This is a genomic window from Streptomyces sp. NPDC008092 (assembly GCF_042957285.1).
Taxonomy (GTDB): Bacteria; Actinomycetota; Actinomycetes; order Streptomycetales; family Streptomycetaceae; genus Streptomyces.
This window is the reverse complement of sequence record NZ_JBIBHY010000003.1, coordinates 130,150-144,711: the sequence shown is the minus strand read 5'-3', so window position 1 is coordinate 144,711 and position 14,562 is coordinate 130,150. Positions and strand designations below refer to the sequence as shown.

The following is a 14,562-nucleotide window of genomic DNA, read 5'->3' as shown; positions in this document are numbered from 1 at the left end:
TCTAGGTGTGTTGGGGGACGGAACGTGCGCCTGAGTCTGACCGTTGTCGACCCGGTCGGCGGTGCCACCGCCGACGTGGTGCTCGACGCGGATCCCGAGTCGACCGTCGGAGACGTCGCAACGGAGCTGGCCCGGCAGGTCGGTTGGGGGCATCCGGACGCCGGCGAGGGCGGTGCCCAGGTCATACCCATCGGCGCGCACCGGCAACAGGCCGCCGCCGTCCGGGTGTCCGGGCCGCTCGCCTACGTCGACGGGTACGCCCTCGACCCGGCCGCCACCGTCGTCGGCTCGCCGCTGCGCGACGGTGTCGTCGTCAGTCTCCACGATCCCGCCGGGTGTCTGCTCGGTGAGCCCACCGGCATCGTCGAGTTCCGGGTCGCGGGCGGTCCCGCCGCCGGCGCCGTGCACCGGCTCGGGGTCGGGCGGTACGACATCGGGTCCGGGCCCGCCTCCCACCTCCGCGTCGAGGACCCGGAGCTGCCCGCCCGCGCCGCCACCCTCACCATCGCCATCGACGGCACCTGCAAAGTCGCGATACACACCGACGGCGCGCGGCTGGACGGGGAGGAGGCGGAGAGCGGCGGTGACTGGCCGCTCGGCGCCCAGCTCGCCCTCGGCAACACCCTCATCGAGATCACCGGGTACGCCCCGCCCAACGCCGCCCTCAAGTGGTCCGACGACGGTGCCGGGCTCGACTACAACCGGCCCCCGCGGCTGCGCCCCGCCGACCGGCAGACGCACTTCTCGCTGCCGAACCCGCCCGGCGACTACGAGGCCCGGCCGCTGCCCTGGCTGATGGCGCTGCTGCCGCTCGTCGGCGCCGTCGTCTCCGTCTTCATGTTCCATCGCTGGTATTACCTGATCATGGCCGTGATGAGCCCGGTCATGCTCTTCGGCAACTACTTCATGGACAAGAAGCACGGCCGGAAGTCCCACGCCAAGCAGCTCAAGGAGTACAAGGAGCACAAGGCGCGGATCGAGGACGAGGCCCAGGAGGCGCTGGTCGCGGAGCGGTCCGAGCGGCGGGCCGCGGTGCCGGATCCGGCGGCCGTGCTGACGTACGGCACCGGGCCGCGGACGCGGCTGTGGGAGCGGCGGCGTACCGACGCCGACCATCTGCTGATCCGGTTCGGCACCGGGCGCGTGCCCTCCGAGGTCGAGCTCGACGACCCCGAGCAGGACGAGCACAAGCGCAAGGTCCGCTGGTACATCGAGGACGCCCCGGTCGGTCTGTCGCTGCGCGACCTCGGGGTGATCGGGGTCGCCGGGCCGGGCGATTCGGCACATGCGCTGGGGCGTTGGGCCGTCGCCCAGACCGCCGTCCTGCACAGCCCGATGGACGTGCAGTTCTACGTCCTCACCGACAACACCGCCGGTGACCGGTGGGACTGGGTGCGCTGGCTGCCGCACTCCCGCCCGGCCGGCGGCCAGGACGTGAACGTCCTCATCGGCACCGACTCCGAGACCGTCGGCGCCCGCGTCGGCGAGCTCACCCAGCTCCTCGACGGCCGGCAGAAGGCGCTGCAGAAGGGCGGGCGGAGCAAGACGGACGGCCCGGCGTTCTCCGACCCCGACATCGTCGTCGTGTGGGACGGGTCGCGGCGGCTGCGGTCCATGCCCGGTGTCGTACGGCTGCTGAAGGAGGGGCCGGGCGTCGCCATCCGCTCCATCTGCCTCGACGAGGAGGAGCGGTTCCTGCCCGGGGAGTGCCAGGGCGTCGTGGTCGCCGAGCCGCGGGCCGGTGCGGAGGCCGCTCAGGCGGTGCCCGTGGCTCAGCAGGCCGTCGGCGGCTTTCCGTCCTTCCAGGCCTGGCATCCGCAGAGCGGCAGCGGCGGCGGTGGCGACGAACAGGCGCCGCAGGACCTGGAGTTGCGGCTGCGCGTCGAGCAGAGCGGGGCGCTGCGCAAGCGGAACGTACGGCCCGACCTCGTCTCCGCCGCCTGGTGCGGACGGCTCGCCCGCTCGCTCTCCCCGCTCCGCGACATCAGCGGCGAGAGCGAGGACTCGGCCCTGCCCGCCGCGAGCCGGCTGCTCGACGTGCTCCAGCTGGAACCGCCCACGCGGGACGCGATCGCCGCGCGCTGGCGGATGGGCGGGCAGTCCACGATGGCCGTCATCGGGGAGTCGTACGACGGCCCGTTCGGCATCGACCTGCGGCGGGACGGGCCGCACGGGCTCATCGCCGGTACCACCGGTTCCGGCAAGTCCGAGCTGCTCCAGACCATCGTGGCCGCGCTGGCCGTCGCCAACACGCCCGAGAACATGACCTTCGTGCTCGTCGACTACAAGGGCGGCTCGGCGTTCAAGGACTGCGTGCAGCTGCCGCACACCGTGGGCATGGTCACCGACCTCGACGCCCATCTCGTGGAGCGGGCCCTGGAGTCGCTGGGCGCGGAGCTGAAGCGGCGCGAGCACATCCTCGCCGCCGCCGACGCCAAGGACATCGAGGACTACCAGGATCTGGTGAGAAGGGATCCGTCCCGCTCCCCCGTCCCCCGACTCCTCATCGTCATCGACGAGTTCGCGTCGATGGTGCGCGATCTGCCCGACTTCGTCACGGGACTTGTCAACATCGCCCAGCGGGGGCGTTCGCTCGGCATCCACCTGCTGCTCGCCACCCAGCGGCCCTCCGGCGTCGTGTCGCCCGAGATCCGCGCCAACACCAACCTGCGGATCGCGCTGCGCGTGACCGACGCCGGTGAGTCGACGGACGTCATCGACGCGCCCGACGCCGGGCACATCGCGAAGAGCACGCCGGGACGGGCGTACGTCCGGCTCGGGCACGCCTCGCTGGTCCCCTTCCAGTCGGGACGGGTGGGAGGCCGGCGGCCCGGTGCCGCGGACCCGGCCACGCTCGCGCCCTGGGCCGGGGCGCTGTCCTGGCAGGACCTGGGGCGGGCCGCGCTGCGCAAGCCGAAGTCCGAGGCGAGGGAGGACGACGAGATCACCGACCTGAAGGTGCTCGTCGACGCCGTCCGCGAGGCCAACACCGCGCTGCGGATCCCGGCCCAGCACTCGCCGTGGCTGCCCGCCCTCGACGACATGCTGCTGCTCGACGACGTACCGGCCGTGCAGGCGCAGGGCGCGCTGCCCGCCGCCGCCTACGGCGTCGAGGACCTGCCCGCCGACCAGGCCCGCCGCGCGGTCGCCGTCGACTTCGCGACCTTCGGGCATCTGATCATCGCCGGTGCCCCGCGCACCGGACGGTCCCAGGTGCTGCGCACCATCGCCGGTTCGCTGGCCCGCACCAACTCCTGTGCCGACGTGCACCTGTACGGCATCGACTGCGGCAACGGCGCCCTGAACGCGCTGACCCGGCTGCCGCACTGCGGCGCGGTCGTCGGCCGCAACCAGACCGAGCGGGTGGAGCGGCTCATGGCCCGCCTCTCCGGCGAGCTGAACCGCCGTCAGGAGCTGCTCGCCGACCGCGGCTTCGCGGACATCGGGGAGCAGCGGGCGGCCGTGCCGGAGGCGGAGCGGCTGCCGCACATCGTGCTGCTCCTGGACCGCTGGGAGGGCTGGCTGCCGACCCTCGGCGAGCTGAACCACGGTGACCTCACCGACCAGATCATGGTGATGATGCGGGAGGGCGCGAGCGTCGGCATCCATCTCGTCCTCACCGGCGACCGGCAGATCCTGGCCGGCCGGATCTCCTCGCTCACCGAGGACAAGTACGGTCTGCGGCTCGCCGACCGCGCCGACTTCTCGATGCTGGACATCAACTCCCGCAAGGTTCCCGAGGAGATCCCGCCCGGCCGCGCCTTCCGCAGCGAGACGGCCGCCGAGACCCAGTTCGCGCTGCTCTCCGCGGACACCACCGGGCAGGGCCAGAACGCGGCGATCGTCGCGATCGGCGAGGCGGCCGAGGCCCGCGACGCGCAGGTGGAGCGTTCCCGGCGGCCGTTCCGGGTGGACGTGCTGCCCGGCCGGATCTCCTTCGAGGACGCGTGGGCGATGCGCACCCCGGCCGCGGCGGCCGCCCCGCTGTGGGCCCTGGTGGGTGTCGGCGGCGACGAACTCACCGCCTTCGGACCGGACCTGGCGCAGGGCGTGCCCGCGTTCGTGATCGGCGGGCCCGCCAAGTCCGGCCGTTCCACGGCCCTGTTGGGCTTCGCCCGCTCCTACCTGGCCAACGGCGTGCGGATCGTCGTCGCCGCCCCCCGGCAGTCACCGCTGCGTGAACTGGACGGCCGGGAAGGCGTGCTGAAGGTCTTCACCGGCCGGGACGTGGACGAGGACGAGCTGACGGAGGTGCTGTCGTCGGCGTCCCCGGCCGAGCCGGTCGTCGTGCTGGTCGACGACGCCGAGGTGCTGGACGACTGCGACGCCGAGGACGTCTTCAAGCGGATCGTGGAGCGCGGCACCGAGGAGGGCCTTGCTGTCGTCATCGCCGGTGACGAGGACGAGATCTGCGACGGCTTCTCGGGCTGGCAGGTCGACGCCAAGAAGGCCCGCCGGGGCATCCTGCTCTCCCCGCAGGAGTCCGGCTCCGGCGAGCTGATCGGCATCCGGACCACCCGCGCCATGGTGGGCGGGCCGGTCCAGCCCGGCAAGGGCATGCTGCACCTGGGCAGCGGGGAGCACGTCACGGTGACGACCCCGCAGTAGTCGTACGACGGGGGGCCGGGGAGGGTCTCAGTCCCCCGCCTTCGACATCACCGCCACCGGGTTCCCCTCCGCCGAGCTGTCCGACGTGTAGACCAGGTCGCCGTGGCTCGGGGTCAGGTAGACGGTGTTCGTGCCGGGGTCGCAGCCGTCGTGGTTGCCCTCGGCGCCGGTCGAGGAGGCGACGAGCCTGGTGGCCGTCACCGCTCTGAGGGTGAGGATGTCCGTGCAGACGCCGCCCAGCTGGTCGGTCTGGCGCAGCCGCCCCAGCTCCTGGCCGACCGCCGCCTGTTCGACGGTGACCCGGAAGGTGCCGATGGGCAGGTTGCCGGACAGGGCGGTGGCCGAGCCCTGCCAGGTGCCGAGGTAGGAGGCCGGGATCTTCCCGCCGCCGGAGGCCGACGGCGCGGACGCCGACGGCGACTTGGCGGCGGCTCCCGCGTCACTGCTCGGCCCGTCGCTGCCGGACCCGAGGAACGGCTTCACCAGGAACCCCACCCCGACGGTGACCACCGCCAGCGCCGCGGCCACCGAGAGCGCGACCGTACAGCTCACCCGGCGCCCGCGCCCGTTCTCTCCCGGTACGGCGGTCGCGGCGACGCTCACGGACACCTTCCCGGGCGCCGGCGGCACGGCGTCCCGCGGCTCCGGCACGACCGCGGGCGGCCCGGGTACGACCGCGGGCGCCGCCGTCGGCGGCTCCGGCAGGCCCGCGGGCGGCACCGCGGGCGGCACCGTCGGCGGCGGCCCGAACTCCCCGCTCACGGACGGGGTGCCGAACTCCACCGGCCCGGACGGCGCCCCCACCCCCGCGGCCTCCGCCACCTCCAGGTTCAGGACCTCCACCGCGCTCCGGCTGACCCGTTCCACCAGCGCCCCCGGCAGCCACCCGCCCGCCACCAGCCGTGCGGCCCCCTCCGGAGCCAGCCGCCGGGCCACCTCCGCCGGGGTGGGCCGCCGCGCCGCCTCCTTCGCGAGACACGCCTCGGCGACCTCCCGCAACTCGCCGCTCAGCGAGCCGAGTTCGGGCTCCTCGTGGACGACCTTGTAGAGCAGCGCGGCCGAGGAGTCCCCGGGGAACGGCGGCGCCCCGTTGACCGCGTACGCCAGCACCGCGCCGAGGGAGAAGACGTCCGCCGCGCCCGTGGCGCCCTTGCCGAGGATCTGCTCCGGGGACATGTAGCCGGGCGAGCCGATCGACACCCCCGACGAGGTCAGCGACGCCGTGCCGTCCGTGGCGCGGGCGATGCCGAAGTCGATGAGGAGCGGCCCGTCGAGGGTCAGGAGCACGTTCGACGGCTTCACGTCCCGGTGCACGAGACCCAGTTCGTGCACCGCCGCGAGCGCCTCGGCCAGCCCGGCGCCGAGCGCCCGTACCGTGTGCGCGGGCAGCGGGCCGCCGTCGGTCACGGCGGCCGTCAGGGAGGGACCGGCCGCGTAGGCCGTGGCGACCCAGGGCACGGCCGCCTCCGGGTCGGCGTCCAGGACGGAGGCCGTCCAGGCGCCGCCGACCCGCCGGGCGGCCTGCACCTCGCGGCGGAAGCGGGCGCGGAACTCCTCGTCCAGCGCGAAGTGCGGGTGCACGATCTTGACGGCGACGGAGCGGCCGCCGGCCGAACGGCCCAGATAGACGCGGCCCATGCCGCCGGAGCCGAGCCGGCCGAGCAGCCGGTACGGCCCGACGGCCGTGGGTTCGTCGCCCGCGAGCGGCTGCATGTGCCCTCACCCCCAGAGAGTTCGGCAGCAGCCTATTCGCTCCGGCGGTCAGGCAGTTCCTTTGCCGCGGGCCGGTGGGGGCTGGTCGCGCAGTTCCTCCCCCAGCCTTCGGCCGGGGGTACCCCCAGCGCCCCTTTGGGGCGCGTCCCCTCACGGGGAGAGAAGGTCGACCTTCACGTCCGCCGCGAACCCGGTCGTCGGGCCCACCCGGCGGGCGAACTCCGCCACCGCCGCCAGCTGCGGCGCGCCGAAGCTGAAGTCGAGGGTGGTGAAGTACTGGGCGAGGGTCGCCTCGTCGAAGGCCTCCCAGCGGGCGGCCTGTTCGGCGACCTTGGCGACCTCCTCCAGGGAGAGGTTGCGGGAGTCGAGGAAGGCGCCGTGCACCTCGCGGGTGAGGTGCGGTTCGCGCTCCAGGTAGTCCCGGCGCGCCGCCCACACCGCGAAGACGAACGGGAGGCCCGTCCACTCCTTCCACAGGGCGCCGAGGTCGTGGACCTGGAGGCCGAAGCGCGGGGCGTCCAGCAGGTTGGCGCGCAGGGCCGCGTCGCCGATCAGCACCGCGGCGTCCGCCTCCTGCATCATCAGGCTGAGGTCGGGCGGGCAGGTGTAGTAGTCGGGCTGGACGCCGTAACGGTCGGCGAGCAGCAGCTGGGCGAGGCGGACCGAGGTGCGCGAGGTGGAGCCGAGGGCGACCCGGCGGCCGTCCAGCTGGTCCAGCGGCGCCTGCGAGACGATCACGCAGGACATCACCGGGCCGTCGCAGCCGACGGCGATGTCCGGGAAGGCGACCAGGTCGTCGGCGTTGCGCAGGAATTCGACGAGGGTGATGGGCCCGATGTCGAGGTCGCCGCGCACCAGCTGCTCGCTGAGCTTCTCAGGGGTGTCCTTGGTCAGCTCGAAGTCGAGGAGGGTGCCGGTTCTCGCGAGCCCCCAGTACAGGGGCAGGCAGTTCAGGAACTGGATGTGGCCGACGCGCGGCCGGGTGCGAGAATTGTCCACATCGCGAGACTAGACCCCATGGGGTACGGTGCTGGGACCGCCCCCACCCCTGGTGTCCCGACCGTCCCTCCGGTCAACCCGCCCTCGGGGGCATTCAAACGTCCGGGTGACGTGATCTTGGCCTCTGTTGCTTTCGGCTGCCTACATGCTAGGCTCGCCGCAAGTTGCAGTTTGGTTTCCCTTGCAGTACAGAGCCTGCGGAGCATGTAACCGCGGGCTCTCGTAGTTTTCAGACATATGCAGTTGTGCGGCACTTAGTTTGTTTTCACACTTGCAGGTTCTGGAGCAGGGCGACCCTTTGGGCCCAAGGAGGGCTTATGGCTACCGGAACCGTGAAGTGGTTCAACGCCGAAAAGGGCTTTGGTTTCATCGCCCAGGAAGGCGGCGGCCCCGACGTCTTCGTTCACTACTCCGCGATCAACGCCAGCGGGTTCCGCTCCCTGGAGGAGAACCAGCAGGTGAGCTTCGACGTCACGCAGGGCCCGAAGGGTCCGCAGGCGGAGAACGTCACCCCCGTCTGATCCCAGACGAACCGAGTCTGATCGCAGACTGAGTGCAGTACCCAAGGAGCCCCGCGCCGTCAGGCGACGGGGCTCCTGCCTTTTCCGCTCCCGCTTACACGTGCTGCATCACCAGCACGAACGTGGTGCCGGGCGCCAACGCCTCGTACACATGCGGAACATCGCCGCGATACGTCAGATAATCCCCGGGGTTCAATTCGACGGTTTCTCCCCGTGGCCCCGCCTTAACCCGCCCGCCGCTTACGACGAGATGCTCGACGGTTCCCGGAATGTGCGGCTCGGACTCCCGCGCCACGCCCGGCTCCATCCGCAGGCGGTAGACGTCCCGGCGGACCCCGGGCGGGCAGGCGGACAGCAGGGTGGCGGCGAAGTCGGCCCGCTCCGACGCGACCGTGGGCCCCTCCCCCGCCCGGATCACCTGAACGCCGGACACCGGCGGCTCGACCAGGGCGCTGAACGGCACGCCCAGCGCCACCCCCAGCGACCACAGCGTCTCCACGCTCGGGTTGCCGCCGCCGGCCTCCAGCTGGGACAGCGTGGACTTCGCGACGCCGGCCCGTTTGGCCAGCTCGGACAGGGAGAGCCCGGCCCGGGCCCGCTCACGCTTCAGCGACCCGGCGATCCACTCCATGGGAAGCCGGTCCGGCCGGCCGGTTGCCTCGGACATCTCGTTCGTTCGCTCCATCGGTACGATTGTTCGCCTTGACGAACACACTCTACTCGTTCACTGTAAAGAACATGCGTTCGCCAAACCGAACAACCCGGATCGCTCGACGCGCGATCCGGCCGCGGGGGACGGCCTCCCTGGTCCGGGACAGTTCACTCGTCTGGCTGGCCGGCGGGATCGTCGGTGTCTCCTTCGGCGCAGTCAGCGTCGCCGGCGGCCTGCCCGGGTGGGTCCCGGTCCTGATGTCCCTCGTGGTCTACGCGGGGTCGGCCCAGTTCAGCGCGGTCGGCGTGCTGCTCGCCGGCGGCGGCCCGCTGGCGGCCGCGGCCACCGGTCTCCTCCTCAACACCCGCACGGCGGCCTTCGGCCTCGCCGTCGCCGACCTGCTCGGCCCCGGCCTGGCCGGCCGCCTGCTCGGCGCCCACCTGGTCACCGACGAGACGGTCGCCTTCGCCCTGGCCCAGCCGGACCCGGCCCGCCGCCGGGCCGCGTTCTGGGTTTCGGGGGTCGGCCTGTTCGCCGCCTGGAACGTGGGGGTGGCGGCCGGCGCCCTCGCGGGCGGTGCCCTCGGCGACACCGGCCGCTACGGCCTGGACGCGGCGTTCCCGGCGGTGCTGGTCGCCCTGGTGCTGCCCGCCCTCCGCGCGGACCCGGACGTGCGGCGCGCGGCCCTGCTCGGCGCGGCGCTCGCCCTTGCGGCGGCCCCCGCCGTCCCGGCCGGGATCCCGGTCCTCCTCGCCCTCCTGGGCCTGTTCGCGCTTCCGGGGCTTCCGGGGGTACGACGATGAACGCGACCGTGGTCCTGATCCTGGCCCTGGCCCTCGGCACGTACGCCTTCCGCCTGGTGGGCCCGGTACTGCACGGCCGGGTGGAGATCCCGGCGCGGGTCCAGGAGCTGGCGTCGGCGGGGGCGGTGGTGCTCCTGGTGGCCCTGCTGGCCACCGGCGCGCTGACCGAGAACGGCGGCTTCGCGGGGTTCGCCCGCCCGGCCGGGGTGCTGGCGGCGGGCGTACTGGCCTGGCGCAGGGCGCCGTTCGCGGTCGTGGTCCTGGGGGCCGCGGCGGTGACGGCGCTGCTGCGGGCGACGGGCGTCGCCTAGTCCGGGCGGGACGGGGCGGGCGTTGTCAGTGGCGGCCGCCAGGAGCCACGGGCATGACCGCCGACTTCATCACCGCCACCCGTACCTTCTACGACGCGATCGCGTACGACTACGCCGACCGCTTCCGCACGGAATTCACCGACAGGCCCGCGGAAAAGGCCATGCTGGGTGTGCTCGCCGAACTGGTCGGAACGGGCGGCGAGGTGGCCGAACGGCGCTTCGTACAGGGCTCGATGCTGGAGCTGGAGGTGGCGGACGGGGCGTTGGACGGGTTGCCGTGCCGGTACTCGTCCATCCATGCACCGGATGACCGACTGCCCCTGCTGTTCCGGGGGTTCGAGAGGGTGCCGAAGCCGGGCGGGCATCTGCTGCCGGCCTTCCAGATGGGGGACGTGGCCCGGCGGCCGGAGCGGATGGCGGGCCTGCCGAGGGACGCAGGCTTCGACCTCCGCTCCACAACCGTCCGCGAACCGGACGAGGCGCTCGGGGAGACGAGCCCGCAGGCCTTCCTGCCGGCGGCCCGCCGCCCCGGAGCCGAACCGGTGGCCGGGTAGCGGGTCACGCCGGGAGCGCCCCGGCCAGATCCATCGCCGCGACGTACCCGAACGTCATCGCGGGGCCGATGGTCGACCCGGCGCCCGCATAGCTGTGCCCCATCACCGCGGCACTCGCGTTCCCGGCCGCGTAGAGCCCGTTGATCACGGACCCGTCGCCGCGCAGCACCCGCGCCCGTGCGTCGGTCACCAGGCCACCCTTCGTCCCCAGGTCTCCCGGCACGATCCGGAAGGCGTAGAACGGCGGCAGCCACAGCGGGGCCAGGCAGGAGTCGGGCAGTACGGAGGGGTCCGTGTAGTAGTGGTCGTAGGCGCTGTCGCCGCGCTTGAAGTCGGTGTCCTTACCGCTCACCGCAAGGGAGTTGAAGCGGTCGACGGTGGTGCGCAGGGCGGCGGCCGGGACGCCGACGGCGGTGGCGAGGGCGTCCCAGGTCCAGGCCTTGAACGCGGCGCCGGAGGTGTACCAGGCGTCAGGGAGCACGAAAGTCGGGGCCACGTCCCGGAACAGGTACCGGTTGCGGTAGTTCTGGTCGACGATCAGCCACGCCGGGATGTCGGGGTCGGTCGGGTTGCGGTCGTACATGACGTGGACGACGTCGCTGTAGGGCGCGGCCTCGTTGACGAACCGGCGCCCCGCAGCGTTGATCATCAGGCCGCCGGGGAGGGTGCGTTCGGCGAGGCAGAAGTACGGGTCGCCGGGGAGCGGGATCGCCGGGCCCCACCAGGCGTCGTCCATCAGCGCGAGCGCGCCGCCGGCCGCCGCCCCGGCCCGGATCCCGTCCCCGGTGTTCTCCTTCGCGCCGACGGTCCAGTCGGTGCCGATCGGCTGCCGCTGGTACTGCGCCCGCATGGCCGCGTTGTGCTCGAAGCCGCCGGACCCGACGACCACCCCGCGCCGGGCCCGCACCAGCCCGGCGGTGCCGCCCTGGGTCACCACCGCCCCGGTCACCACCCCGCTCTCCTGGTAGAGGCCGGTCAGCGGGGTGTTCAGCCACACCGGCACCCCCGCGTCCAGCAGCCCCTTGCGCAGCCCCGCCGCCAGCGACTGCCCCATGGTGAGCGGAGTCTGCCCGAGCAGCGCGGCCTGGGTCCCGCGGGCCAGGCACTGGGTGGCGACGGCGGCCCCCTTGACGCTGACGGCCGCCAGCGCCAGCCACTTGTAGTCGGCGCTGAACACGACCATCCCGGACGGGACCTGGAGATACGGCGGGTTCAGGTGGGCCAGTTCGGCGCCGAGCAGGTTTCCGTCGAACTGGGCGGGTTCGATGGAGCGGCCGTTCGGGAGGCCGCCGGGCAGTTCGGGGTAGTAGTCGCTGTACCCCTCCATCCAGCGGAAGCGCAGCGGGCTGGCCGCCATGACCTGCGTCAGCATGGCCGGGCCGTGCGCGAGGAACGCCTGCTGCCGGGCGGCGGGGACGTCGGAGCCGACCACCGCGGCGAGGTAGGCGGCGGCCTTGGCCGGGGTGTCGGGCACCCCGGCGGCCAGGATGACCGAGTTGTTGGGGATCCAGATCCCGGCGCCGGACCGGGCCGCCGAGCCGCCGAAGGTCGGCGCCTTCTCCACCACCACGCAGCTGAGCCCCTGCGCGGCGGCGGTGAGCGCGGCGGTCATGCCGGCGGCCCCCGCGCCGACGACCACGACGTCGTACGTGCCGAGCACCGGCAGATCGGCACCGGCCGCCACGCCGTGCGCCCCGGCGGCGAGGGCGAGCCCCGTCGCCGCCGTGGTGCCCAGCACCTGTCTCCGGGTGGGTCTCGCGCTCACCGACATGACCGTTCCCTCCAGACCTGACGCAAACATGAGGATTGGGGAGGGAAGGTCCCGCGAGGGTCTTGGGAAGTCAAGGGCCGTGCGGCGCCCCGCTGTCAGCGGGGTAGAGCCGCGCCGGGCTCGGCGACCTCTCTGAGAAACGCCGACCAGGAGGAGGGCGAGAGAGTGAGGTGGGAGGCGCCGCCACACTTCGAGTCACGGATGTGAATGACGGAGGGGGCAGCACGGACTTCGAGGCAGTCGCCGCCCTCGCCGCCGCTGTGGCTGGACTTGCGCCAGGGGTAACCGACTTCGAGGCACTGGCCGCCTTCGCCGTCGCTGTACGACGACTTGCGCCAGGTGTAGGCGGCTTCGAGGCATTCGCCGCCTTCGCCACTGCTGTAGCTGGACTTGAACCAAGCGAGGTCCTCGTTGCTCATAGCTCCTCCAGCTTCTGCTCAATGAGAGCGCGGGACTCCATGGGGTTGAGCGCCAACGCGCGCATGATCCCATAGCGATCAGCGATCTTTCGGACCTCCTCAGGGTCCGTGATGAGCTGGGGGTGGCCTTGCGACTCCGTGTAGGCCACCTGGCCATGGCCTTTGGGGGCCAGGAGATTGAACGCACTGTCCAGGTTGGGGTGTTCCTCACGTCGTGTAGGCATCACCTGGATCTCGACGTTACGCAGACCACCGACCCTCAGCAGATTCCGCAACTGATCCGTGAAGACAGCTGGCCCACCGATCGGCCGATCCAGAAGAACCTCTTCGAGTACGTAGCTCACCGCAGGCGACGGCCAGCGGTCGAAGACTTGCTGACGCGAAAGCCGGTCCGCGACCCGCCGTTCAATCGTCTCCTCGTTCAGGAACGGGCGCCTTTGGCGGAACACGGCGTACGCATACTTCTCGGTCTGCAATAGGCCGGGCATGGCCTGGTTGGCGTAGAAGTGCAGCTCGACCGCCTCCGCCTCCAGCCCCGCGTAACTCCGATACCACTCGGGGTGCCGGGTCCGCGCCTTCTTCATCGCCTCCTTCAGCTCCGGCACCGCCGCCACCAACAACCCCCCGGCCTCCAGCAACTCGTCGGCCTTCACCAGCATGTCCGGCTGGGGAACCCGCACCCCCCTCTCCATCGCCGAGATCGCGTCCGGCCCGTACCCCACCAGCGCCCCGAACTCCTTCTGGGTGAGCCCCTTCCGCTCCCGCAGCAGCTTCAGCTGCTTGCCCAGCGCGCTGAACAGGCCCGTCGTGCCCTCGGCCTCCGCCGGTGTCTCCGGCCTCCGCTCCTGCTGTACGTCCGTCACGTACGCCTCCGCCTTCACGTAGTCGTGGTCACGGCCGACGACCCGTACTCCTCACCCGACACACCCGTACGGCTACCGTGAGTCGCGCGATCGCCCCTGGTCAGGGTACGGAGAACCGACCACGCTCTGTCACGTGAACGCCGAAATCTCCACCCCCACCGCCGAACTGGTCCAGCGGCTGAGCGCCACCCCGCGCGGCGCCCGGCTGGCCCGGCGGCTCGTCGCCCACCAGCTGGCCACCTGGGGATACCCACACGACAGCGACCTGAACTACACGGCTCAGCAGCTCACCGCGGAACTCGCCGCGAACGCGGTCACCCACGGTCGCGTCCCCGGCCGGGACTTCGAGGTCCGGCTGGTCCTGCTCGCCCCTGCCAACACCCTCCGTATCGAGGTGAGCGACGCGCGGGACGACCGGCGGTTGCGGTTCGCGCGGGAGGCGGGCGCGGAGGCGGAGGGCGGACGGGGTCTGGTGGTGGTGTCGCTGCTGGCGCGGACGTGGGGGGTCGCGGAGCGGGACGTCGGCAAGACGGTGTGGGCGGAGCTCGCTCTCTAAGGCCTCTCCTCCGACGCCTCCAGCCAGGCGTGCACCAGGTCGTCCGACGCGTCCAGCGCGGGGTCGCGCACGCCTTCGGGACCGTACGCCGGGGACCGGCTCGCACGCAGCGGCATCCCGGCCCAGTACCAGGCCCGGTTCGCGCCCTTGCGTTCGGCGGTCGTGCCGGTGCGCAGGTAGTCGAGGAGTGCCGCGCGCACCCGGCGGCGCCCGAAGACGTAGAGCGCCGGTTCGACGTACCAGCGGCAATGGCTGGCGTCCGGGTCGTACACGGCTGCCGCCATCAGCGGGGCGAACAGTTCCTCGGGGAGGCTCGGCCGGGAGAGCAGTTCCCTCCACGCCGCGTGGGCCAGGAGCCGTCCGCGCCGCAGTTCGGGTACGTCGTCGTCGAACTCGCACTCGACGCCGACCAGCCTGGCCACCTCGGCCGCACAGGTGAGGAACGTGCGTGCCCCCGTGCCGCGCTCCCTCTCCGCCATGTCCATGGCGCCATTCTGGACCGTGGTGGTGATGCCGGTCGGCGGACGGTCGTCGCACGTCCCGGCGTCACGTTCCCGGCCGTGTCACCCCGCACCGGCCGGGAGCAGCCTGGAGTCTGCTGTCCCGACCGAGAAGGTCGCTTCGAAGAAGTTGGTCCCTGTCGTCGACGGCACACCGCATGACCTCGCGCGTCGAGGCGTCGTAGATGTTCGCGCCGTGCACGTCGGCCGGCCCGAAGCCGAAGGTGAGCGGGAGTCCTGCACGACCTCGGCGGTCACCTGGTTGGAGTGCGGGCCGCCGACCAGTATGAGA

13 protein-coding genes are annotated in these 14,562 nt (G+C 72.4%); 6 read left to right on the top strand and 7 right to left on the bottom strand.

The features are described from left to right. Nucleotides 1–24: 24 nt before the first annotated feature. Entirely contained in the window at nucleotides 25–4,608 is a 4,584-nt protein-coding gene (locus ACFZB3_RS09825; protein ID WP_391372482.1) for an FtsK/SpoIIIE domain-containing protein, read from the top strand. A 27-nt stretch (nucleotides 4,609–4,635) separates the two neighbouring features. Here the strand turns inward: ACFZB3_RS09825 and ACFZB3_RS09820 are convergent, their stop codons facing one another. Both ACFZB3_RS09820 and ACFZB3_RS09815 read right to left on the bottom strand, forming a co-directional pair. After that, nucleotides 4,636–6,321: a protein kinase gene (locus ACFZB3_RS09820; protein WP_391372479.1), complete on the bottom strand. Its 1,686-nt coding sequence runs from the start codon at nucleotides 6,319–6,321 to the stop codon at nucleotides 4,636–4,638. Nucleotides 6,322–6,471: 150 nt separating this feature from the next. After that, on the bottom strand, nucleotides 6,472–7,320 hold the full coding sequence (locus tag ACFZB3_RS09815) for an MqnA/MqnD/SBP family protein (RefSeq protein WP_391372477.1): 849 nt from the start codon (nucleotides 7,318–7,320) through the stop codon (nucleotides 6,472–6,474). Nucleotides 7,321–7,637: 317 nt separating this feature from the next. Between ACFZB3_RS09815 and ACFZB3_RS09810 the strand changes: the two genes are divergently transcribed. Further along, a complete protein-coding gene (locus ACFZB3_RS09810) occupies nucleotides 7,638–7,841 on the top strand; it encodes a cold-shock protein (RefSeq protein ID WP_003992177.1) in 204 nt (67 codons plus the stop codon). A 94-nt stretch (nucleotides 7,842–7,935) separates the two neighbouring features. On the opposite strand, the gene ACFZB3_RS09805 is transcribed toward ACFZB3_RS09810, so the two are convergent. Next, nucleotides 7,936–8,526 carry a helix-turn-helix domain-containing protein gene (locus tag ACFZB3_RS09805; RefSeq protein ID WP_391372474.1) on the bottom strand — a complete coding sequence of 197 codons (591 nt, stop codon included), beginning with the start codon at nucleotides 8,524–8,526 and terminating at the stop codon, nucleotides 7,936–7,938. Between the two features lie 53 nt (nucleotides 8,527–8,579). Here ACFZB3_RS09805 and ACFZB3_RS09800 point away from each other — a divergent pair, with 53 nt between their 5' ends. From ACFZB3_RS09800 to ACFZB3_RS09790, 3 genes are read left to right on the top strand one after another with little or no spacing between them, the layout of a single operon-like run. Then, nucleotides 8,580–9,296, top strand: a complete 717-nt coding sequence (locus ACFZB3_RS09800; RefSeq protein ID WP_391372471.1) for an AzlC family ABC transporter permease — start codon at nucleotides 8,580–8,582, stop codon at nucleotides 9,294–9,296. Continuing rightward, on the top strand, nucleotides 9,293–9,607 hold the full coding sequence (locus ACFZB3_RS09795; RefSeq protein WP_391372469.1) for an AzlD domain-containing protein: 315 nt from the start codon (nucleotides 9,293–9,295) through the stop codon (nucleotides 9,605–9,607). Before ACFZB3_RS09800 ends, ACFZB3_RS09795 begins: the two co-directional genes overlap by 4 nt. Before the next feature lie 53 nt (nucleotides 9,608–9,660). Then, nucleotides 9,661–10,161: an SAM-dependent methyltransferase gene (locus ACFZB3_RS09790; RefSeq protein WP_391372466.1), complete on the top strand. Its 501-nt coding sequence runs from the start codon at nucleotides 9,661–9,663 to the stop codon at nucleotides 10,159–10,161. Nucleotides 10,162–10,165: 4 nt separating this feature from the next. Here the strand turns inward: ACFZB3_RS09790 and kstD are convergent, their stop codons facing one another. The 3 genes from kstD to ACFZB3_RS09775 form a co-directional block, all read right to left on the bottom strand. After that, nucleotides 10,166–11,932: a 3-oxosteroid 1-dehydrogenase gene (kstD, locus tag ACFZB3_RS09785; RefSeq protein ID WP_391372463.1), complete on the bottom strand. Its 1,767-nt coding sequence runs from the start codon at nucleotides 11,930–11,932 to the stop codon at nucleotides 10,166–10,168. A gap of 95 nt (nucleotides 11,933–12,027) precedes the next feature. Further along, nucleotides 12,028–12,351, bottom strand: coding sequence for a DUF397 domain-containing protein (locus ACFZB3_RS09780; RefSeq protein WP_391372461.1), 324 nt, complete (start codon nucleotides 12,349–12,351; stop codon nucleotides 12,028–12,030). Continuing rightward, complete coding sequence (locus ACFZB3_RS09775; RefSeq protein ID WP_391372459.1) at nucleotides 12,348–13,214, bottom strand: Scr1 family TA system antitoxin-like transcriptional regulator; 867 nt, start codon at nucleotides 13,212–13,214, stop codon at nucleotides 12,348–12,350. The genes ACFZB3_RS09780 and ACFZB3_RS09775 overlap by 4 nt, the downstream gene beginning before the upstream one ends. Nucleotides 13,215–13,347: 133 nt before the next feature. Between ACFZB3_RS09775 and ACFZB3_RS09770 the strand changes: the two genes are divergently transcribed. Beyond that, nucleotides 13,348–13,770: an ATP-binding protein gene (locus ACFZB3_RS09770; protein ID WP_391372456.1), complete on the top strand. Its 423-nt coding sequence runs from the start codon at nucleotides 13,348–13,350 to the stop codon at nucleotides 13,768–13,770. On the opposite strand, the gene ACFZB3_RS09765 is transcribed toward ACFZB3_RS09770, so the two are convergent. Next, nucleotides 13,767–14,255, bottom strand: coding sequence for a hypothetical protein (locus ACFZB3_RS09765; protein WP_391372453.1), 489 nt, complete (start codon nucleotides 14,253–14,255; stop codon nucleotides 13,767–13,769). The genes ACFZB3_RS09770 and ACFZB3_RS09765 overlap by 4 nt on opposite strands. Nucleotides 14,256–14,562: the final 307 nt, after the last annotated feature.